The following is a 19,415-nucleotide window of genomic DNA, read 5'->3' on the forward strand; positions in this document are numbered from 1 at the left end:
TCGTGGTCCTGGGGCCCTGCGAGACCCCAGGACCACGAGGGGGACCCCAGTGGGCGCCTACAGCCAGGGGAGCGAGAGGACGAGGTCCAGGTCGTCGGGAGCGTCGCCGTCGCGGACGAGCCGGTTGGGCTGGCGGTGGCCGCACGTGGTGCAGCGGTGCACCACCTGCCAGCCCTTGCCCGACTTCTCGACCAGCCCGATCGGCTCCATCAGCCCCCGGCACCCGCTGGCGCGGTCACCGGGCAGGTCGTCGACGTGCAGCGACCACAGGCAGTACGGGCAGTGGTTGCGGTAGTGCCCGTCGGTGTTCGCCGGGACGGGGGAGTGGCACCACCCGCACTCGAACCCGGTGTTCTCCGCGCGCCGGGACCGCACCCCGCGGCCCACGGGCGTCAGGGGACGAACGGCTCGACGGCGACGACGTCGACGGTGATGTCGCGGCCGTTCGGGGCCTGGTAGGTGACCGTGGTGCCCGGCGCCGAGCCGAGGATCGCCGCGCCGAGCGCCGACTCCGGGGAGTAGACGGTCAGATCGGTGGTGCCGGCGATCTCGCGCGAACCGAGGAGGAACTTCTCGGTCTCGTCGTCGCCCTGGAACCTGATCGTGATGACCGTGCCGAGCTCGGCGGTGGTCGCCGTCGTCGGCGGCTCGCCCACGCGGGCCTTGCGCAGCAGGTCGGTGAGCTGCCGGATGCGGCCCTCCTGCTTGCCCTGCTCCTCCTTGGCGGCGTGGTAGCCGCCGTTCTCCTTGAGGTCGCCCTCCTCGCGGCGGGCGTTGATCTCGGCGGCCATGGCCGGCCGTCCGGCCACCAACTGGTCGAGCTCGGCCTTCAGCCGGTCGTGGGCCTCCTGGGTCAGCCAGATGCCCTGCTCTTCAGTGCCGGTGGTCACGCGTGGTACTCCTGCAGCTCGGGGGCCACCTCCCGGCCGGGAGGCGGCGACGTCGATCCGGCCAAGCTAACACCGGCCGAGGGGCCCCTGCACGGACCTGTTCCGGTGGTGCCGGGGCCCGCAGGGGAGACGGAACGTATCCGACCGCACAGTGACGAGCAGCACACCCACCCGTCCGAGGGGCGGGGTCCGCGGCGTCCCGGTGCCGCGCCGGGGGACACTGGTCGGGTGACCGATGCGGACCCGTTGCGCCTGCTCGCCGTGCACGCCCACCCCGACGACGAGTCGAGCAAGGGCGCGGCGACGATGGCCAAGTACGTCGCCGAGGGCGTCGAGGTGATGGTGGCGACGTGCACCGGCGGCGAGCGCGGCTCGGTGCTCAACCCGGCGCTCGACCGCCCCGAGGTGTGGGAGCGGCTGCCGCAGCTGCGCGCCGAGGAGATGGCGCACGCCCGCGAGATCCTCGGCGTCCAGCAGGAGTTCCTCGGGTTCGTCGACTCGGGCCTGCCCGAGGGCGACCCGCTGCCGCCGCTGCCCGAGGGCTGCTTCGCGCTGGTGCCCACCGAGGAGGCGGCCGCGCCCCTGGTCGCGCTGATCCGCCGGTTCCGCCCGCACGTCGTGCTCACCTACGACGAGCGCGGCGGCTACCCGCACCCCGACCACGTCAAGACCCACGACGTGTCGGTGCTCGCCTTCGAGGCGGCCGGTGACCCCGAGCGCTACCCCGACCTCGGGGAGCCCTGGCAGCCGAGCAAGCTCTACTACCACATGGGCTTCACGCTGACCCGGACGCGGGCGCTGCACGAGGCCATGCTCGAGACCGGCGCCGACTCGCCCTACGCCGAGTGGCTGGCCAACTGGGACCCGGAGCGCGACATGAGCGCCCGGGTCACCACGCGGGTGCCCTGCGCCGAGTACTTCCCGGTCCGGGACGCCGCGCTCATCGCGCACGCCACCCAGATCGACCCGCAGGGCCGCTGGTTCGCCTGCCCCATGGACCTGCAGCAGCGGGTGTGGCCCACCGAGGACTACGAGCTGGCCCGCTCGCTGGTCGACTCGGCCCTCCCCGAGGACGACCTGTTCGCCGGCATCCGCAGCGAGGTGCCGGTCCCGTGACGCCGCTGGGATCCGCTGGTCTGCAGGTCGTGCTCGCCGCCGAGCCGCAGCTGCCCGAGGACGTCGGCAAGTCCGGTCCGCTGGGCCTGTTCCTCATCCTGGTGCTGCTGGCCGCGTCGGCGCTGCTGGTCAGGTCGATGAGCGGGCACCTCAAGAAGCTGCCGCGCAGCTTCGACGAGGACGACGGGCCGTCGGTGGTCGTCCCCGACACGCCGGCCGAGCTCGTCGACCCGCCGCGGCAGCCCGGCCAGGACGTGCTCGACTCGCTGCGCAGGGCGCCGCGCGCCATCGAGGGGCCCCGCCCCGAGGGCCGGTCCGGAGACGACGGCCGGACGGACCCGCCGGCGCGCTGACGCCGGCGGGCCCGCCCGGCGGGTCAGCGCGCCGCGAGGTACGGCTCGAGCGCCCGGTCGATCGCCGCCCGCGGCCGGGCGCCGACGATGGTCGTCACCACCTCGCCGTCCCGGAACAGGGACATGGTCGGCATACCGAGCACGTGGTGAGCCCGGGTGACCTCCGGGTTGGCGTCGACGTCGAGCTGCACCACCCGCAGGCGGTCCCGCTCGGCCTCGGCCAGCTGCTCGAGGACCGGCGTCACCATGCGGCAGGGCCCGCACCACGACGCGGTGAAGTCGACCAGCACGGGCAGGTCGCTGGCGAGGACGTCGGCGGCGAAGGTGGCGTCGCTGGTGGACGGCAGGGTGGTGCTCATCGGGCTCCCTCTCGGAGGACGGAGGCGACCAGCTGGTCGCCCGGTGTGATGTCGGCCCCGCAGTCGCACACCAGGTGCGCGCCCACGTGGCCGCCGCAGCCGGCGTGCCGGTAGGTCACGTCCGGCGGGCGGTCGTCGGCCAGGTGCCGCGCCGCCCAGTCGGAGAAGGCCGCCAGGACCGGCAGCAGGTCGCGTCCGGCCGGCGTCAGGACGTACTCCGGCCGCGGGCGGGCCCCGGGCAGCACGTACTCGCGCTGCTCGAGCACCCCGGCGGCCACCAGCCGGCGCAGCCGGTCGGCCAGGACGGTGCGCGGGGCACCCGTCGTCTGCTGCAGGTCGGTGAACCTCCGGACGCCGAGCGCCGCCTCGCGGACGACCAGCAGGACCCAGCGGTCACCGAACAGGGAGAGTGCTTCGGTGACGGCCACGGTCCTGAGTATGGACTCAGTACTCAGCCTGTGTCCACCACCCGGTGCCGGCCGGCTCAGAGGAGGTCCTCGACCGGACGCCGTCCGCCGTCGGCCACCGCCGCCGCGTAGCCGTCGCCGAGCGCGGCGCGCAGCCGGGGCTGCCAGCGGTCGTGCTCGGCGGCCTGTGACCGGGTGCGGGGGAGACCGTGGTCGGCCCGCACCCGCTCGGCGCCGCCGAGCAGCCGCGCGGCGGCCGGCGCGTCCCCCGCGGCGAGGGTCGCCTCCGCGAGCAGCTCGAGGCTCTCCGCGACGGCGGCGGGGTGCCCGAGGTCGAGGGCGTTGCCGGCGGCCCGCCGGTACCGGCCCGACGCCGCGCCCGGGTCGCCGCGGCGGAGGGCCACGCGGCCCAGCGTCTGCAGCGCCGCGGTGACGCCCTCGGGGTAGCCGGCCGCCTCGAACACCCCGAGCGCCTCGCCGGCCAGGTCGCCGGCGCCGGCCAGGTCGTCCTGCGCCAGGCAGGTCCGGGCGTGCTGCTCCAGGCAGAGGGCGACCAGGTGCCGGTCGCCGGCGCGGTCCAGCACGGGCCGGGCCTCGAGCAGCAGTTCCCGGGCGGCCGCGGCGTCGCCCGCGTCGAGTGCCGTGCGGGCGCGCAGCACCAGGCCCAGGCCCGCGCCGCTGTCGGAGCGCACCGACCGGTACAGCGCGATGGACCGGTCCTGCGCCGCGGCGGCCTCCGCCGGCCGTCCCAGGGCCCAGTGCGCCGTGCCCAGGTGCAGGAGGCCGCGGGCCTCGCCGCGGACGTCGCCGACGGCGGCGAAGCCGGCCGCCGCCGCGCGGCACTCGTGCTCGGCGGTGTGCAGGTCGCCGACCGACTCGGCGTGCATGCCCGCCGCCAGCCGCAGCGAGGCGTCGAGCCGCGGACCGTGCGGACCGGCGGCCCGCGCCGCGGCGACCCAGGTGCGGGCCTCGGCGAAGGAGCCCTCGTGGGACCAGTACCAGGACAGCGCGCACACCAGCCGGGCGCCGAGGTCCGCGCGCGACGCGGTGCCGTCGAGGCAGTGGCGCAGGGCCGCCCGCAGGTCGGGCCCGGCCGTGCGCAGGTCGGCGAGCCAGCCGGCCTGGTCGGCGCCGCGGATGCTGCGGTCGGCCTCCTCGGCGAAGGCGGCGTACCAGCGGGCGTGCCGGTCCCGGGCCGACCCCGCCTCGGCGGGGTCGCGCGCCAGGCGGGCCGCGGCGTGGGCCCGCACGGTCTCGAGCAGCCGGAAGCGGTCGTCGCCGGCCGCGGCCACCAGCGACTGCCGGACCAGCCCGAGCAGCAGCCGGAGGCCGTCCGCGGCGAGGCCGGCGCCGGCGACCTCCACCGCCGCCTCGAGGGGGAACGCCCCGGCGAAGACCGACAGGCGGTCGAGGAAGGCCGCCTCCTCGGCGGAGAGCAGGCCGTAGCTCCAGTCCATGACCGCGCGCAGCCCGGCGTGCCGGCCGGTGCCCTCGCCCTCGCCGAGCAGGCGCGTGTGGTCGCCGAGCAGCGCCGCGGTCTTGGCCGGGCTGAGCGCCGCGGCGTGGGCGGCGGCGAGCTCGATGGCCAGCGGCAGCCCGTCGAGCAGGCGGCACACGGCGGCGACGTCACGGGCGTTGCCGGCGTCGAGGACGAAGCCGGGGCGGGCCGCGGCGGCCCGCTCGCCGTAGAGCCGCACCGCCGGGGACGCCGCGACCGCCGCCAGGTCGCCGCCGGCCGGGAGGGGCAGCGGCGGCACCGCCAGGACCAGCTCGCCGGGCACCCCCAGCGGGCGCCGGCTCGTGGCGAGGACGCCGAGGCGGGGACACCCGGCGGTGAGCGCCCGGACCAGCGCGGCCACCTCGCCGGCCCGGTGCTCGCAGGTGTCGAGCACCAGCAGCGCGTCGCGGCCGCCGATCCCGCGCACCAGCTCCGCGAGGGCGCCGTCCGCCGACGTCGAGCCGGTCCCCGTGGCGGCGGCGACGGCCACGACCACCCCACCCGGGGGAGTGGCGGCCAGGTCGGTCCACCAGACGGTGTGCTCGGCCGCGCGCACGGCCTCCACCGCCAGCCGGGTCTTCCCGGTGCCGCCGGGACCGGTGAGGGTGACCAGCCGGTGCCGGGTCAGCGCCCGGCGCACCGCGGCGACGTCGTCGTCCCGCCCGACCAGCGAGGTGAGCGGCAGGGGCACCGGCGACGTCGCCGGTGCGGCGGGCACCACCGGCGGCGGGACGGCGGGCGGCGGCCCGGCCGGCACCGCGCCGGCAGGCGCGTCGAGCGCGGGGTCCTGGCGGAGCACCTGCCGGGCGAGCTCCTGCAGCTGCGGCCCCGGGTCGAGCCCCAGCTCGCCGACCAGCCGCGCGCGGGCGGCGTCGAGCACGGCGAGCGCGTCGGCCTGCCGTCCGGCGCGGTACAGCGCGAGGGCCAGCTGCCCGGCGAAGCGCTCGCGGTAGGGGTGCTCGCGCACCAGCCGGCCGAGGTCGGGGAGGACGTCGTCGGACCGCCCGAGGGCCAGCAGCGCCTCGGCGCGCGCCTCGTGCGCCTGCAGCCGGAGCTCCTCCACCCGGGCCACCTCGCCCTGGGCGAAGTCGTCCTCGGCCACCTCGGCCAGCGCCGGCCCGCGCCACAGGGCCAGCGCCCCGGTGGCCGCCCGCAGGCGCTCGGCGGGCGTCGCGCCCGGCGCCCGGCCGGCCGCGACCAGCCGCTCGACGCGGAGGAGGTCGACGGCGTCCGGGTCGACGGCCAGCCGGTAGCCGGCCGGGGTGTGCTCGATCCGCAGCCGTGTGCCGGCGAGGGTCCGGCGGAGGTAGGAGACGAGGACCTGCAGGGCGTTGGCGGCGTCGACCGGGAGGTCGTCGCCCCAGAGGCGGTCGACCAGGGTGCCCGGGGCCACCGGGTCGCCCCGGTGCAGCAGCAGGGACAGCAGGAGCCGGCGGGGGCGGCCGCGCCGGACCGTCACCGGCCGGCCCTCCCGCCGGAGTTCCAGCGGGCCCAGCACCAGCAGTTCCACCGGCCGGCTCCCGTGCGACGTCGGTGACCGCGACGAGGGCAAGCTACCGCCCGGCGTCGCGGAGGACCGCCGGTCGCGTCCTGACGCGGCCGTGACAGCGGCGTGACAGGTCGCGGGTGCACGGTCGGGACCCGACGCGGCGGAGGGCCGCGGCCGAACGGAGGAGTCCCGATGTCCCGACTGCTGCACGTGTCCGCCTCGCCGCGCGGCGCCCGTTCCGAGTCGCTGGCCCTGGCGACGACGTTCCTCGACACCTGGCGCGAGCTCAACCCCCTCGACGAGGTCGACACCCTGGACCTGTGGGACGGCAGCCTGCCCGGGTTCGGACCGACCGCCGCCGCGGCCAAGATGACCGTCTTCGCCGGCGGGGTGCCCGAGGGCGCCGAGGGCGAGGCGTGGGCGCGGACGGTGGCGACGTTCGAGCGCTTCGACGCCGCCGACCGCTACCTGTTCAGCGTCCCGATGTGGAACGCCGGCATCCCCTACGTCCTCAAGCAGTTCATCGACGTCGTCAGCCAGCCCGGCATGCTCTTCGGCTTCGACCCGGAGGCCGGCTACACGGGGCTGCTGCAGGGCAAGAAGGCCGTCCTGCTGCTGACCAGCGCGGTGTACGGTCCCGGTCGCCCGTCGTCGTTCGGCTCGGACTTCCAGGCGCCCTACCTGCGCGACTGGCTGGCCTGGGCGGGGGTGTCCGACGTGCAGGAGGTCTCCCTGCGCCCCGGGCTGGTCACCGCCGACGCCGACGGTGCCCGCCGGCGCGCGCACGCCGCCGCCCGCGACGTGGCGGCCAAGTTCTGAGCCGGTCGACCCGGTCCGAGGAGGAGCCGTGACCCCCACCACCGACGACCGGGACGGCGCCGGGGAGCGGCCGGCACCGGCGCCCGGGGAGGTGCTGCGCTACACCGCCTTCAGCACCGACCCGGGCGGCGGCAACCCGGCCGGCGTCGTCCTGGACGCGACCGGCATGACCGACGGGCAGATGCTGGCCACCGCCGCTGCGGTGGGCTACTCCGAGACGGCCTTCCTCCTGCCGGGCCCGGACCGCGTCGGCGTCCGCTACTTCAGCCCGCGCGCCGAGGTCAGCTTCTGCGGCCACGCGACGATCGCCGCCGCGGTGGCGACCGCCGAGCGCTCCGGTGCCGGGCGGCTGCTGCTGGCCACCGCGGCGGGCCCCGTCGAGGTGGTCACCCACCGCGGCGACGACGGCGCCTGGCGCGCCACCCTGACCAGCGTGCCGCCGAGGACGGTGCCGCTGGAGGACGCCGACCTGCGCGCGCTGCTGTCCGCGCTGCGCTGGCCGGCCGGCGACCTCGACCCCGCCCTGCCGCCGCGGGTGGCCTACGCCGGCGCCTGGCACCCGGTCCTCGCCGCGCGCACCCGGGCGCGGCTGCGCGACCTGGACTACGACCGGCCGGCGCTGGCCGACCTCATGGCGCGGCGCGGCTGGACGACGGTCGACCTCGTGTGGCGGCAGGACGCCACCACCTTCGCCGCGCGCAACCCGTTCCCTCCGGGCGGCGTGGTGGAGGACCCCGCCACGGGAGCGGCCGCCGCCGCGCTGGGCGGCTACCTGCGCGAGGGCGGGCACGTCGGGCTGCCGGCCGTCCTCACCGTGCTGCAGGGCGAGGACATGGGCCGGCCGAGCGTCCTCACCGTCGAGGTGCCGCAGGACCCCGGCAGCGGCGTCCGGGTCGGCGGCAGCGCCGTCGCCCTGCCCGCGGCGGGCTGACCCGGCGGTCGCTCCCCGGGCACCGGAGGCCGGCCGGCAGGCGCCGGCCGGCCGGCCCCCGCGCGCTCACCAGGCGTGCGCCACGTCGACGACCAGGCGGGCGCCGTCGTCCGGGCCGTCCAGGACGACGACCCGGAAGGGCAGCCGGGCGCGGACGCCGAGCCCGACGGTGCTCCGGCCCTCGAAGGACCGGGCCCACGCGACCTGGCGGAAGGTGCTGTAGCCGCTGACGTCCGCGGCCTCGGCGTCGTCCGCCGGGTCGTAGGTGGCCCGGCCGGCCCCGTCGTGGGCGGGCACGTGCACGACGACCTGCAGGTCGGCGGCGCCGCGCAGCGGGACGGCGGTGCCGGAGCCGTCCTGCCGGACCGCGGGCACGTAGCGGACGTCGTAGCCGACGTCGCCGGCGTCGACCCCGTCGAGGTCGAGCACCAGCCGGTCGTAGCAGTCGTGCCGGCCGGTGCGGACGTCGTCGAGCGTGCCACCGCCGGAGTCGGCGGCCGTCTCGGGCGTCGAGCCCCAGACGACCCCGCAGGACGGGGCGGCGGTGGCCGGGGCGGCCGCGACGGAGACGGCGGCCGCGGTGGCGGCGAGGACGACGGCGGCGCGGGTGCGGGTGGAGACCACGGGATCCTCCAGCATCGGTGGTGGGGACGTGCGGACGGGGGAAGAGTGCGACGACACGCCGGGAAGCGCCATGGCCGGAGTTGCCCGTACGTGTCGATCCGCCGCCCGGCGATGGGCAGGATCTGCCAGAACGTCGGCCCCGCGGTGCGACACGAGGTGGCAGGTCTCGTCCCCGTCGTCCCCGGCTCACGGTCCGTGATCGGCCGGGTGGGCCCGGCCGGGTGGGGGTAGGTCCCGTCCGTGCCGAACCGTCTCGCGGACGCCACGAGCCCCTATCTGCTGCAGCACGCGGACAACCCCGTCGACTGGCGCGAGTGGGGCCCGGACGCCTTCGCCGAGGCGCGCGAGCGCGACGTCCCGGTGCTGGTCTCGGTCGGCTACGCGGCCTGCCACTGGTGCCACGTCATGGCGCACGAGTCGTTCGAGGACGCGGCGACGGCGGCGCAGATGAACGCCGGCTTCGTCTGCGTCAAGGTCGACCGCGAGGAGCGGCCCGACGTCGACGGCGTCTACATGACCGCCACCCAGGCGCTCACCGGCTCCGGCGGCTGGCCCATGACGGTGTTCACCACCCCCGACGGGCGCCCGTTCTACTGCGGCACCTACTTCCCGCCGCGGCCCGCGCGCGGCGTGCCGTCGTTCCGGCAGCTGCTCACCGCGGTCACCGACGCGTGGACGCAGCGCCGCGACGAGCTCGAGGCGGCCGGCAGCCGCATCGCCGAGGGCATCTCCCGCCGTCTGGACCTCGGCCCGCCCGGCCCGGTGGCGGCCGCCGACCTCGACGCCGCGGTGGCCGCGCTGGCCGGGGAGCACGACGGCCGGTACGGCGGCTTCGGCGGGGCGCCGAAGTTCCCGCCGTCGATGCTCCTGGAGTTCCTGCTGCGGGCGCACGCTCGCACCGGCGACGGCGCCGCGCTGGAGATGGCCCGCCGCACGCTGGAGGCGATGGCCCGCGGCGGCATCTGCGACCAGCTGGCCGGCGGCTTCGCCCGCTACTCCGTCGACGAGCGGTGGGCAGTGCCGCACTTCGAGAAGATGCTCTACGACAACGCCCTGCTCCTGCGCGTCTACCTGCACCTGTGGCGGGCCACCGGCGAGCCGTGGGCCCGCCGGGTGGCCGACGCGACGGCGGCCTTCCTCGTCCGCGACCTCGGCACGCCCGAGGGCGGCTTCGCCTCGGCGCTCGACGCCGACACCGAGGGCGTCGAGGGGCTGACCTACGTGTGGACGCCGGGCCAGCTGGTCGAGGCGCTCGGCGAGGACGACGGCCGGTGGGCCGCGCGGGTGTTCGGGGTGACCGACGCCGGCACCTTCGAGCACGGCAGCTCCACCCTCCAGCTGCCGCGCGACCCCGACGACGCCGCCCGGCTGGCCGCGGTCCGGGAGCGGCTGCTGGCCGCCCGGGCGCGGCGGCCGCAGCCGGCCCGCGACGACAAGGTGGTCACCGCCTGGAACGGCCTGGCGATCGCCGCCCTCGCCGAGCACGGCGTCCTCACCGGGTCCCCGGCGTCGGTGGCGGCGGCCCGCCGGGCGGCCACCCTGCTCGCGGACGTGCACTGGCTCGACGGCCGCCTGCGGCGGGCCTCGCGGAACGGCGTCGCCGGGGCGCCGGCCGGCGTCCTCGAGGACCACGGCGACCTCGCCGAGGGCCTGCTCGCGCTGCACCAGGCCACCGGCGAGGGCCGGTGGCTGGAGCTCGCCGGCGACCTGCTCGACGTCGTCGCGGAGCGGTTCGTGGACGCCGACGGCTGGCACGACACCGCGGCCGACGCCGAGGCGCTCGTCGCCCGGCCGTTCGACCCGACCGACGGGCCGACGCCGGCCGGGATCGCCGCGGCCGCCGGGGCCGCCGTCACCTCCTCGGCCCTGGCCGGCTCCCCGCGGCACCGCGAGCTGGGCGAGGCGGCGGTCGGCTCCCTCGGCCGGCTGGTCCGCCGGGCGCCGCGCGCGGCCGGGTGGGCCGCGGCGGTGGCCGAGGCGCTGCTGGCCGGGCCGCTGGAGGTGGCCGTCAGCGGCCCGGCCGGGCCCGACCGCGACGCCCTGGCCGCGGCCGCCCGGGCGTCGACGAGCCCGGGCGCCGTCGTCGTCGTGGGGGAGCCGGACACCCCGGGCGTGCCGCTGCTGGCCGGACGGCCGGCGATCGGCGGGCGCCCGGCCGCCTACGTCTGCCGCGGGTTCGTGTGTGCGGCGCCGGTGACCGACGTGTCCGCTCTCGGCGCAGCGATGACCCCTTCCTGAGACGGGCATCCGGTCTTACCGTGTAATCACGTAATCAGAGACCGCAGGAGGCCGTCGTGCACGGACACCATCGCTTCGCCGACCACCCCTTCGCCCGCATGGGCGCCGCCGGCTTCCGCGGCCGCGGCCCCGGCGGCCGTGGCCGCGGCGGCGACACCTCGCCGCCGGTGGACCGCGCCGAGGTGGCCGGCTGGTTCGCCGGCCGCCTGCCCGACGAGTGGTTCACCGGCCCGGTGGACCTGGTGGTCGACCGCGACGAGATCACCGTGGTCGGGCCGCTGGCCGAGCCCGACGCCGGCGAGGGCGACCCGGGCGCCGCGCGGGCCGGGCGGATCGCCCGCTTCCGCGAGGACACCCGCGAGCAGCGGATGGCGATCGCCGACGCCGCGCAGCAGCGCTACGGCCGCTCGGTGGCCTGGGGCGCCGCGTGCGGCGACGTCCGCGAGGTGTTCACCAACGCCTCGGTGCCGGTGATGACCCGCCTGCGCCAGGCCGAGCGGCTGGTGCTCGACACGCTGGTCGACGCCGGGGTGGCCCGCTCCCGCTCCGAGGCCCTGGTCTGGGCGGTCCGGCTGGTCGGGCAGCACGCGGACGCGTGGCTGACCGAGCTGCGCGACGCCATGTCGTCGGTGGAGGAGGTCCGGGCGCGCGGTCCGCGCCTCGACTGACGCTCTGCGAGGCTGCCGCGGTGAGCCTGGAACTCCTGCGGTCCACCTGCGGCGCGCTGTCGGCCACCGTCTCCGACCTGGCGCCGGAGGAGGCATGGCAGCCCAGCGGGTGCGCCGGCTGGGCCGTCCTCGACCTCACCCTGCACCTGGTCGACGACGCCCGCCGGGGTCTGGTCGCGCTGGCCACCCCGGCGGGCGGGCCGCCCACCACCGACGCCGTCGCCTACTGGCGGTCCTGGCAGCCGACCGCCGAGCAGGACGCCGACACCGCCTGGCGCACCCGGGTGCGGGCCAGCGCCACCACCGGGCTGCCCGAGCTGGCGCCCGTGTACGCCGAGCTCGTCGCGGCGGTGGGGGTGGCCGCCGGGCGGGCGCGGCCCGACGAGCTGCTGGGCACCCAGGGCTGGGTGCTGCGCCCCGACGACCTGCTGTCCACGCTCGCCGTCGAGGCCGCCGTCCACCACCTCGACCTGGTGGCGCACCTGGACCGGCCCGGCCCGCCCGCCGAGGCGCTGGCCGAGGTGCGGCGGGTGCTCGAGGGCCTGTACGGCGGGCCGCTGCCGGCCGGGTGGGACGACGCGACCGCCGCCCGCCGCGGCACCGGCCGGGAGCCGTTGACCGACGCCGACCGGGCCGGGCTCGGCGAGGCCGCCGCCCGGTTCCCCCTGTTCGGCTGAGCTGCCGCGACGAGCAGGGACACTGGGGTCGTGCCCCCTGCCCCCGCCGTCCCCGCCGCGACCGACGTGCTGGTGGTGGGAGCCGGTCCGGCCGGGTCCGCCGCGGCCGCCTGGGCGGCGCGCGCCGGGTACGACGTGCTGCTCGCCGACGCCGCCGTCTTCCCCCGCGACAAGGCGTGCGGCGACGGGCTGACCCCCCGCGCGATCGCCGAGCTCGACCGGCTGGGCCTGGGGGAGTGGGCGCGTGCGCGGGCCCGCAACCGCGGTCTGCGCGCGGCCGGCTTCGGCCGGACGTGGGAGCTGCCCTGGCCCGGCGGGGAGTTCCCCGACCACGGCAGCGCCGTCCCGCGCACCGAGCTCGACGCCCGGATCCGCGAGGTGGCGACGACCGACGGCGCCGTCCCGCTGGAGGGTGCCCGCGCCGTCGACGTCGAGCGCGACGGCGACCGGGTGACCGGCGTCGTCTTCGAGACCGCGGACGACGAGACGGTCACCGTCGGCTGCCGGCGGCTGGTCGTGGCCGACGGCGTCCGCTCGCCCCTGGGCCGGGTGCTCGGCCGCGAGTGGCACCGCGACACCGCCTACGGCGTCGCCGCCCGCGGCTACGTGCGCTCCGGACGGGCGGACGACGAGTGGATCTCCTCCCACCTGGAGCTGCGCGGCGCCGAGGGCGAGCTGCTGTCCGGCTACGGCTGGGTGTTCCCGCTGGGCGCGGAGTCCGGGCAGGTCAACATCGGCGTCGGCACGCTGGCCACCGCCCGCCGTCCGGCCGGGGTGCAGCTCAAGGCCCTGATGGAGGTCTACGCCGACGCCCGCCGCGAGGACTGGCGGCTGTCCGGGCCCGTGGAGGCGCCGGCGTCGGCGCTGCTGCCGATGGGCGGGGCGGTCTCCGGCGTGGCCGGGCGCAACTGGGCGCTGGTCGGCGACGCGGCCGGCTGCGTCAACCCGCTCAACGGCGAGGGCATCGACTACGGCCTGGAGACCGGCCGCACCGTGGTCGACCTCCTCGGCGACGACGACTGGAGCGCCGCCTGGCCGGCGGAGCTGCGGCGGCACTACGGCGAGGCGTTCTCCATCGCCCGCCGGCTGGCCGGCCTGCTCACCGTCCCGCGCTTCCTGCCCGCGGCCGGCCCGGTCGGCATGCGCTCGCGCGCGCTGATGACCGTGGCCCTGCGGGTGATGGGCAACCTGGTGACCGACGCCGACCGCGACCTCGTCGCCCGCACCTGGCGCACCGCCGGGAGGCTGTCCAGCCGCGCGGACCCGCGACCGCCGTTCGCCTGAGCTGGCCCCCTCCAGGGCACCGCCCCGAGCGTGCGAGGGGTGGGGAGGAGGGGGTCCTCCATCACAGGAACGGCGAGTTGTACATCGCGAAGTAGACGGCGATGTAGTGGCAGACGGCGGCCACGACGGTCATGGCGTGGAAGACCTCGTGGTAGCCGAAGACACCGGGCACGGGGTTGGGCCTCTTCATCGCGTACGCGATGCCGCCGAGGGTGTAGAGCACGCCGCCGACGGCCAGCAGCACCAGGGAGGTCACCCCGGCGATGTGCAGGATGTCGGTGAGGATGAAGACCGCCACCCAGCCCAGCCCGACGTAGAGCGGGACGCCGACCCAGCGCGGCGCCGTCGGCCAGCTGAGCTTGAGGCAGACGCCCGCCAGCGCGCCCGCCCACACCCCGCCGAGGACCCAGTAGCCGGTCGGCTCGTCGACGGCGAGCAGGGCGAAGGGCGTGTACGTGCCCGCGATGAACAAGAAGATCATCGAGTGGTCGAGCCGTTTCATGATCTTCCAGCCGCGCGGTGACCAGCGGCGGCGGTGGTACAGGGCGCTGATCCCGAACAGCCCGCAGATCGTGGCGCAGTAGACCGCGACGGAGAACCCGGACCGGGCGCCGAGCACGGCGGCCAGCGGGATCAGGACGGCGCCGGCGACGACGGCGCCGCAGAAGGCGAACAGGTGCAGCCACCCGCGCATCCGCGGGCGGGTGTCGGGGTGCTCCCAGTCGGAGTCGGCGAAGTCCTCGGCGACCCAGGTCCGCTCGACCTGCTGGCCCTCCTCGAGGACCGTGGCGACGGCAGGCCCGCGGGTGGCCTCGAGCTCGGCCCCGTCGTCGGCCTGCACCCGGACCGGCTCGCGGTCGTCGGGGGCGGCAGCGCTCATGGACCGAGGTTACGGAGCCGGGGGTGGCGGTGCACCGGCAGCGACCTGTGAGGTCCCCGGCACCTCCCCGGCTCGGCAGCACGCCGCGCCGGGACGGCTGCGGAACGTGAACGCCCGGGGCCTACTGTGTGCCCCGTGGGGACGCGTCAGTGGGTCCGCGACGTCCTGACCCAGCTCTACGAACGCCGGCTGGCGCGGCAGCTGGTCGGCGCCGACGTCCCCCGCCACGTCGGCGCGATCATCGACGGCAACCGGCGCTGGGCCCGGGCCACCGGCCTGCTCGACCCCAACGCCGGGCACCGCCGCGGCGCCGACCGGATCGCCTCCTTCCTCGGCTGGTGCGACGAGGCCGGCGTCGAGGTGGTCACGCTCTTCCTGCTCTCGACGGACAACCTGTCGCGGCCCGAGCCGGAGCTGACCCCGCTGCTGCGGATCATCGAGGGCGTCGTCGAGGACCTCTCCGCCCCCGACCGCCGCTGGCAGCTGCACCCGGTCGGCGCGCTGGGGTTGCTGCCGGCCGAGACGGTCACCGTGCTCAAGGAGGCCGAGGAGGTCACCCGCGACCGGCCGGGGGCCACGGTCAACCTCGCCGTCGGCTACGGCGGACGGCGGGAGATCGCCGACGCCGTCCGGTCGCTGCTGGCCGAGCACGCCAGCCGGGGGACGACGCTCGACGAGCTGATCGGCGTCCTCGACGTCGAGCACATCGCCGAGCACCTCTACACCCGCGGCCAGCCCGACCCCGACCTGGTCATCCGCACCAGCGGCGAGCAGCGGCTGTCGGGCTTCCTGCTCTGGCAGACCGCGCACTCGGAGTTCTACTTCACCGACGTGTACTGGCCCGACTTCCGCCGGGTGGACTTCCTGCGCGCGCTGCGGGCCTACGCCGCACGGCACCGTCGCTTCGGCGGCTGAGAGACTGGCCGCCATGACACCTGGCGCGGCGGCCGGCGCGGTCGACGTCCCCCTCGAGTACGTCCGGCTGGGGCTGCGCTTCGACCGCCTGGAGGCCGGTTTCGTCGACGCCTACACCGGTGACCCGCGGATCCGCGCGCAGGTCGAGGACGAGCCGGCGCCCACGCCGCAGGGGCTGCGCGACCGGGCCCGGGCGCTGCTGCGCGAGCTCGACGCCGCGGGGCTGCCCGACGACCGGGCCGACTTCCTCCGCGGCCAGCTCACCGGTCTGGAGTGCAGCGCGCGGAAGATGAGCGGCGAGCCGGTCGGCTTCCTCGACGAGGTGCGCAGCTACTTCCAGGTCGACCTCACCCTGGGCGACCCGGCCGCCTACGCCGCCGCGCACGCCGAGCTGGGCACGCTGCTGCCCGGCGAGGGGACGCTGGCGCAGCGGTACGCCGCGCACCGCCGCCGCGAGGAGTGCCCGCCGCAGCGGCTGGGCGAGGCGGTGGACACGCTGTCCAGCGCCCTGCGCGACCGGGTCCGCGGCCGCTACGGCCTGCCCGAGGTCGAGACGGTGCGCTACGAGGTGGTCACCGACAGGCCGTGGTCGGGCTTCAACTACTACGAGGGCGACTACCGCTCGCGGGTCGCGATCAACGCCGACCTGCCGCACCGGCTCAGCCAGCTCGCCCACCTGGTGGCGCACGAGTCCTACCCGGGGCACCACACCGAGCACTGCCGCAAGGAGCGCGGGCTGGTCGAGCGGGTCGGGCACCTGGAGCACACCGTCTTCCTGGTGAACACCCCCGAGTGCCTGATGGCCGAGGGGCTGGCCGACCTCGGCGTCGACGCCGCGGTCGGGCCCGGCTGGGGGCCGTGGGCGGCCGAGGTGCTCGGTGACCTCGGGCTGGGCTTCGACGGCCACCTCGCCGAGCGGATCGCCGCGGCCGCCGCGCCGCTGAACCGGGTGCGCCAGGACGCCGCCGTCCTGCTGCACGACCGCGGCGCCGACGCCGACGAGGTGACCGCCTACCTGCAGCGCTGGTCCCTGGTCAGCGCCGAGCGGGCCCGCCAGCAGCTGCGCTTCCTCACCCACCCGCTGTGGCGCGCCTACATCACCACCTACGTCGAGGGCTACGACCTGCTCGCCCGCTGGCTGGACGCCCGCCCGGCCGGGCAGGACGTCGCCGACCGCTTCGTCCGGCTGCTCGACGAGCCGCTGACCCCGGCGGTCGTCACCGCCGAGCTGCCGGCCGCCTGAGCCGTGTCCCGCCGCGACCCGCAGGAGGCCCGCGCCCTCGGGCTGTGGACGGCGGGCTGCCTGTTCGTCCTGCTGCTCGCCGGGCTGCTGTGGGTCGGCGACCTGGCGCTGCAGTGGCCGGTGCTGCTGGTGCCCGTGCTCTGGGCGCTGGTCGCGCTGCGCCCGCGCCGGGGCCCGGCCCGGGACCGGTCGCGCAGCCGCCGCGACCGCCGTCCCGAGGGCCCCGACCGGCTCGACGGCTGGCCGCCCCGCGACGACTGGCCGCGCGACGACTGGCCGCCGCGGGACGTGCCGCCGTCCCGCGAGGTGCCGCCGACCCGCGAGATGCCGGCCTCCTGGCAGCAGCCGTGGCCGCCCGACGTCCCGGGGCGCGGCCGGCACGGGTGACCCCGTTCCGTGGGACGGCTGGGGCGGGTGTGTGCCCCGGAGGGGGGACACGCCCCCTCGTCGTCATGCTCCTGTCACCTGCCGGCTCTAGCGTCCGGGGTGGACGACGGGCCCGCCCCGCCGTCCACGGGAGGCCCGGTTGGTGCTGACGACACCGTCGACCAGGGGGCCGGTGCCCGGTCCCTGTGCCGGGGCCCCGGTCCCCCTCGAGCCGGGGCGCGCCATCACCGCGCCCCACGGGAGATGCCTCGTGACCGCTCGTCGCACGCACGTCCTCGACACCTCCGTCCTGCTGTCCGACCCGGGTGCCCTGCTGCGCTTCGGGAGCGCCGACGTGGTGCTCCCGCTCGTGGTGATCGGGGAGCTCGAGGACAAGCGGCACCACCCGGAGCTGGGCTGGTTCGCGCGGCAGGCGCTGCGCATCCTCGACGAGCTGCGGGTCACGCACGGCCGGCTCGACGCGCCGGTGCCGATCGGCGAGGACGGCGGCACCCTGCACGTGGAGCTCAACCACAGCGACCCGTCGGTGCTGCCGGCCGGCTTCCGCGCCGACAGCAACGACAGCCGGATCATGGTCGTGGCGCTCAACCTGCGCGCCGAGGGCCGTGACGTCTGCCTGGTCACCAAGGACGTGCCGCTGCGGGTCAAGGCGGCCGCCGTCGGCCTGGAGACCGACGAGTACCGGGTGCACGACGCCGTCGACGCCGGCTGGACCGGGATGGCCGAGGTGTCGGTCGAGGACGCCGAGCTCGACGACCTCTACGACGGCGGGGAGGCGCACGTGCCGGCCGCGGCGGAGCTGCCCGCGCACACCGGGCTGGTGCTGCTGTCCTCGCGCGGGTCGGCGCTGGGCCGGGTCATGCCGGACAAGCAGGTGCGGCTGGTCCGCGGCGACCGCGAGGCGTTCGGGCTGCACGGGCGCTCGGCCGAGCAGCGGATCGCCCTCGACCTGCTGCTCGATCCCGAGATCGGCATCGTCTCGCTCGGCGGGCGGGCCGGGACCGGGAAGTCCGCGCTGGCGCTGTGCGCAGGGCTGGAGTCGGTGATGGAGCGGCGGGCGCACGCGAAGGTCGTCGTCTTCCGGCCGCTGTACGCCGTCGGCGGGCAGGAGCTCGGGTACCTGCCGGGCAGCGAGGGCGAGAAGATGTCGCCCTGGGCGCAGGCGGTGTACGACACGCTCGGCGCGCTGGTGTCGAGGCACGTGCTGGAGGAGATCGCCTCGCGCGACCTCATCGAGGTGCTGCCGCTGACGCACATCCGGGGCCGCTCGCTGCACGACTCGTTCGTGATCGTCGACGAGGCGCAGTCGCTCGAGCGCGGCGTGCTGCTGACCGTGCTGTCGCGGCTGGGCTCGGGCTCGCGGGTGGTGCTCACCCACGACGTCGCCCAGCGGGACAACCTGCGCGTGGGCCGGCACGACGGCATCGCGGCGGTGGTCGAGCAGCTGAAGGGGCACCCGCTGTTCGCGCACGTCACGCTGACCCGCTCGGAGCGCTCGCCGATCGCCGCCCTGGTCACCGAGATGCTGGAGGACCTCCCGCTCTGACGCCCGGCGCGGCCCCGCCCGAGCTCTCCTGGGGTGTTGCTCGATCCACTGGGGTCCTGCAGCACTCCCGAAGGTCGAGGAACACCCCAGGAGTGGCTCATCCGCCGCGGCTGAGCGCTCGCCGGACGCGGGCGCCGAGCCGGGTGAGGGAGTCGAGGTCGGCCCAGGTCCAGCGGACGACGCCCCAGCCCTCGTCCCGGATCGCGTCCTCGCGCCGCTTCTCCTCGAAGACGGCGTCACCGGGTAGCTGCCCCGGCCGCAGCAGCCGGCCGTACTTGACGCGTCCGTCGAACTCACCGACGACCCGGCGGTCCTCCCAGGCGAAGTCGGTCCGGCCGAGCAGCACCCCGTCCAGCGTCCGCACGCGGAACTGCAGGTCGCTCGGCACCAGACCCAGCCGGTGCAGGGCCACCCGGCTCCGGCTCTCGCCCACGCTCTCGCTCCGGCCGTCGGCGAAGGACACGGCCCGGCTCGCGGACCGGACCCCTGGCCGACCGGCGCAGCGGCCCAGCGCCTCGCTCAGTGACGGTCCGGTGCACAGGCCGGTGTGCAGGGCCGCGTCCAGGACGACGACGGCGCGGTCGAACGGGAGCGTGCGGGCGAGGTCGACGGCGGTCCGCGCAGGACTGGTGACGAGGACACCGCCGACCTCGACCACCTCGTCGTCGCCCAGGCTCCCGACGTGGACGACGAGGGCACGGCTGGCGTCGTTCCAGGACGGCGGCCGGCGGGTGACGTGGACCCGGTCCAGCCGCACGCCCCACAGCGGGAGGCCGAACAGCACCGCCGCCGACTGGTGACTGACCACGGCCGGTCGACGCAGGCCGCCGAGCGCAGCCCTGACCAGCAGCCGGTGCCGCGCGGCTGCGCCGTCGGGAGGGGCTCCGTCGAGGTACGCGCCGCGACGCAGGCGGACCCAGTCCTGGCGCCGGGTCAGGCGCCCGATCTCGTCGTCGGAGAAGCCCTGGTCGAGGGCGTCGCGGCGGAGGACCACGCGGGGTGGGGCATCGCTCACGCGGGGGACCGTCGCGCGCCGGGCAGCTCGTCGGGCCGGCGCTGGCGGGGTCGTGGACAGCGCCCTGCCTGTGGAC

20 protein-coding genes are annotated in these 19,415 nt (G+C 76.9%); 12 read left to right on the plus strand and 8 right to left on the minus strand.

Features of this window, described 5'->3' with window-relative positions; all coding sequences use genetic code 11:
* Nucleotides 1-57: 57 nt before the first annotated feature.
* Both JOD57_RS16360 and greA read right to left on the minus strand, forming a co-directional pair.
* Nucleotides 58-387: an RNHCP domain-containing protein gene (locus tag JOD57_RS16360; RefSeq protein ID WP_307824734.1), complete on the minus strand. Its 330-nt coding sequence runs from the start codon at nucleotides 385-387 to the stop codon at nucleotides 58-60.
* Nucleotides 388-392: 5 nt separating this feature from the next.
* Nucleotides 393-890 (minus strand): transcription elongation factor GreA, encoded by a 498-nt coding sequence (gene greA / locus JOD57_RS16365; protein ID WP_204692977.1) that lies wholly within the window; start codon nucleotides 888-890, stop codon nucleotides 393-395.
* 228 nt (nucleotides 891-1,118) lie between these two features.
* Here greA and mca point away from each other — a divergent pair, with 228 nt between their 5' ends.
* Both mca and JOD57_RS16375 read left to right on the plus strand, forming a co-directional pair.
* Nucleotides 1,119-2,006 (plus strand): mycothiol conjugate amidase Mca, encoded by an 888-nt coding sequence (gene mca, locus JOD57_RS16370; protein ID WP_204692978.1) that lies wholly within the window; start codon nucleotides 1,119-1,121, stop codon nucleotides 2,004-2,006.
* Nucleotides 2,003-2,359 (plus strand): hypothetical protein, encoded by a 357-nt coding sequence (locus JOD57_RS16375; RefSeq protein ID WP_307824735.1) that lies wholly within the window; start codon nucleotides 2,003-2,005, stop codon nucleotides 2,357-2,359. Before mca ends, JOD57_RS16375 begins: the two co-directional genes overlap by 4 nt.
* 23 nt (nucleotides 2,360-2,382) lie before the next feature.
* Here the strand turns inward: JOD57_RS16375 and trxA are convergent, their stop codons facing one another.
* The 3 genes from trxA to JOD57_RS16390 are packed head-to-tail and all read right to left on the minus strand — an operon-like array spanning nucleotide 2,383 to nucleotide 6,133.
* On the minus strand, nucleotides 2,383-2,718 hold the full coding sequence (trxA, locus tag JOD57_RS16380; RefSeq protein WP_275582093.1) for a thioredoxin: 336 nt from the start codon (nucleotides 2,716-2,718) through the stop codon (nucleotides 2,383-2,385).
* A complete protein-coding gene (locus tag JOD57_RS16385) occupies nucleotides 2,715-3,146 on the minus strand; it encodes a winged helix-turn-helix transcriptional regulator (protein WP_204692979.1) in 432 nt (143 codons plus the stop codon). Before JOD57_RS16385 ends, trxA begins: the two co-directional genes overlap by 4 nt.
* A 56-nt stretch (nucleotides 3,147-3,202) precedes the next feature.
* Nucleotides 3,203-6,133, minus strand: a complete 2,931-nt coding sequence (locus JOD57_RS16390) for an ATP-binding protein (RefSeq protein ID WP_204692980.1) — start codon at nucleotides 6,131-6,133, stop codon at nucleotides 3,203-3,205.
* A gap of 171 nt (nucleotides 6,134-6,304) precedes the next feature.
* On the opposite strand from JOD57_RS16390, the gene JOD57_RS16395 reads away from it, so the two are divergent.
* Nucleotides 6,305-6,931: an FMN-dependent NADH-azoreductase gene (locus JOD57_RS16395; protein ID WP_204692981.1), complete on the plus strand. Its 627-nt coding sequence runs from the start codon at nucleotides 6,305-6,307 to the stop codon at nucleotides 6,929-6,931.
* Between the two features lie 28 nt (nucleotides 6,932-6,959).
* Nucleotides 6,960-7,862: a PhzF family phenazine biosynthesis protein gene (locus tag JOD57_RS16400; RefSeq protein WP_204692982.1), complete on the plus strand. Its 903-nt coding sequence runs from the start codon at nucleotides 6,960-6,962 to the stop codon at nucleotides 7,860-7,862.
* A 66-nt stretch (nucleotides 7,863-7,928) separates the two neighbouring features.
* On the opposite strand, the gene JOD57_RS16405 is transcribed toward JOD57_RS16400, so the two are convergent.
* Nucleotides 7,929-8,486, minus strand: coding sequence for an AMIN-like domain-containing (lipo)protein (locus tag JOD57_RS16405; protein ID WP_204692983.1), 558 nt, complete (start codon nucleotides 8,484-8,486; stop codon nucleotides 7,929-7,931).
* A gap of 240 nt (nucleotides 8,487-8,726) precedes the next feature.
* Here JOD57_RS16405 and JOD57_RS16410 point away from each other — a divergent pair, with 240 nt between their 5' ends.
* From JOD57_RS16410 to JOD57_RS16425, 4 genes are read left to right on the plus strand one after another with little or no spacing between them, the layout of a single operon-like run.
* Nucleotides 8,727-10,724: a thioredoxin domain-containing protein gene (locus tag JOD57_RS16410; protein WP_204692984.1), complete on the plus strand. Its 1,998-nt coding sequence runs from the start codon at nucleotides 8,727-8,729 to the stop codon at nucleotides 10,722-10,724.
* A gap of 56 nt (nucleotides 10,725-10,780) precedes the next feature.
* Entirely contained in the window at nucleotides 10,781-11,392 is a 612-nt protein-coding gene (abmR, locus tag JOD57_RS16415) for an ATP-binding transcription factor AbmR (protein WP_204692985.1), read from the plus strand.
* Between the two features lie 20 nt (nucleotides 11,393-11,412).
* A complete protein-coding gene (locus JOD57_RS16420; protein WP_204692986.1) occupies nucleotides 11,413-12,069 on the plus strand; it encodes a maleylpyruvate isomerase N-terminal domain-containing protein in 657 nt (218 codons plus the stop codon).
* Between the two features lie 30 nt (nucleotides 12,070-12,099).
* The gene (locus tag JOD57_RS16425; RefSeq protein WP_204692987.1) at nucleotides 12,100-13,353 is read left to right on the plus strand and encodes a geranylgeranyl reductase family protein; all 1,254 of its coding nucleotides are present in this window, start codon (nucleotides 12,100-12,102) and stop codon (nucleotides 13,351-13,353) included.
* A 61-nt stretch (nucleotides 13,354-13,414) separates the two neighbouring features.
* Here the strand turns inward: JOD57_RS16425 and trhA are convergent, their stop codons facing one another.
* Nucleotides 13,415-14,233, minus strand: coding sequence for a PAQR family membrane homeostasis protein TrhA (trhA, locus tag JOD57_RS16430; protein ID WP_204692988.1), 819 nt, complete (start codon nucleotides 14,231-14,233; stop codon nucleotides 13,415-13,417).
* 135 nt (nucleotides 14,234-14,368) lie between these two features.
* Here trhA and JOD57_RS16435 point away from each other — a divergent pair, with 135 nt between their 5' ends.
* From JOD57_RS16435 to phoH2, 4 genes are all read left to right on the plus strand, one after another.
* Complete coding sequence (locus JOD57_RS16435) at nucleotides 14,369-15,148, plus strand: isoprenyl transferase (RefSeq protein WP_204692989.1); 780 nt, start codon at nucleotides 14,369-14,371, stop codon at nucleotides 15,146-15,148.
* Nucleotides 15,149-15,161: 13 nt separating this feature from the next.
* Nucleotides 15,162-16,391 carry a DUF885 domain-containing protein gene (locus tag JOD57_RS16440; RefSeq protein ID WP_204692990.1) on the plus strand — a complete coding sequence of 410 codons (1,230 nt, stop codon included), beginning with the start codon at nucleotides 15,162-15,164 and terminating at the stop codon, nucleotides 16,389-16,391.
* Nucleotides 16,392-16,394: 3 nt separating this feature from the next.
* Nucleotides 16,395-16,778, plus strand: a complete 384-nt coding sequence (locus JOD57_RS16445; protein WP_204692991.1) for a hypothetical protein — start codon at nucleotides 16,395-16,397, stop codon at nucleotides 16,776-16,778.
* 250 nt (nucleotides 16,779-17,028) lie between these two features.
* Complete coding sequence (gene phoH2 / locus JOD57_RS16450) at nucleotides 17,029-18,324, plus strand: RNA 5'-3' helicase PhoH2 (RefSeq protein ID WP_204692992.1); 1,296 nt, start codon at nucleotides 17,029-17,031, stop codon at nucleotides 18,322-18,324.
* Nucleotides 18,325-18,421: 97 nt separating this feature from the next.
* Here phoH2 and JOD57_RS16455 read toward each other — a convergent pair whose 3' ends face one another.
* A complete protein-coding gene (locus JOD57_RS16455) occupies nucleotides 18,422-19,339 on the minus strand; it encodes a hypothetical protein (protein ID WP_204692993.1) in 918 nt (305 codons plus the stop codon).
* Between the last annotated feature and the right edge of the window lie 76 nt (nucleotides 19,340-19,415).

The organism is Geodermatophilus bullaregiensis, assembly GCF_016907675.1.
Lineage (GTDB): Bacteria > Actinomycetota > Actinomycetes > Mycobacteriales > Geodermatophilaceae > Geodermatophilus > Geodermatophilus bullaregiensis.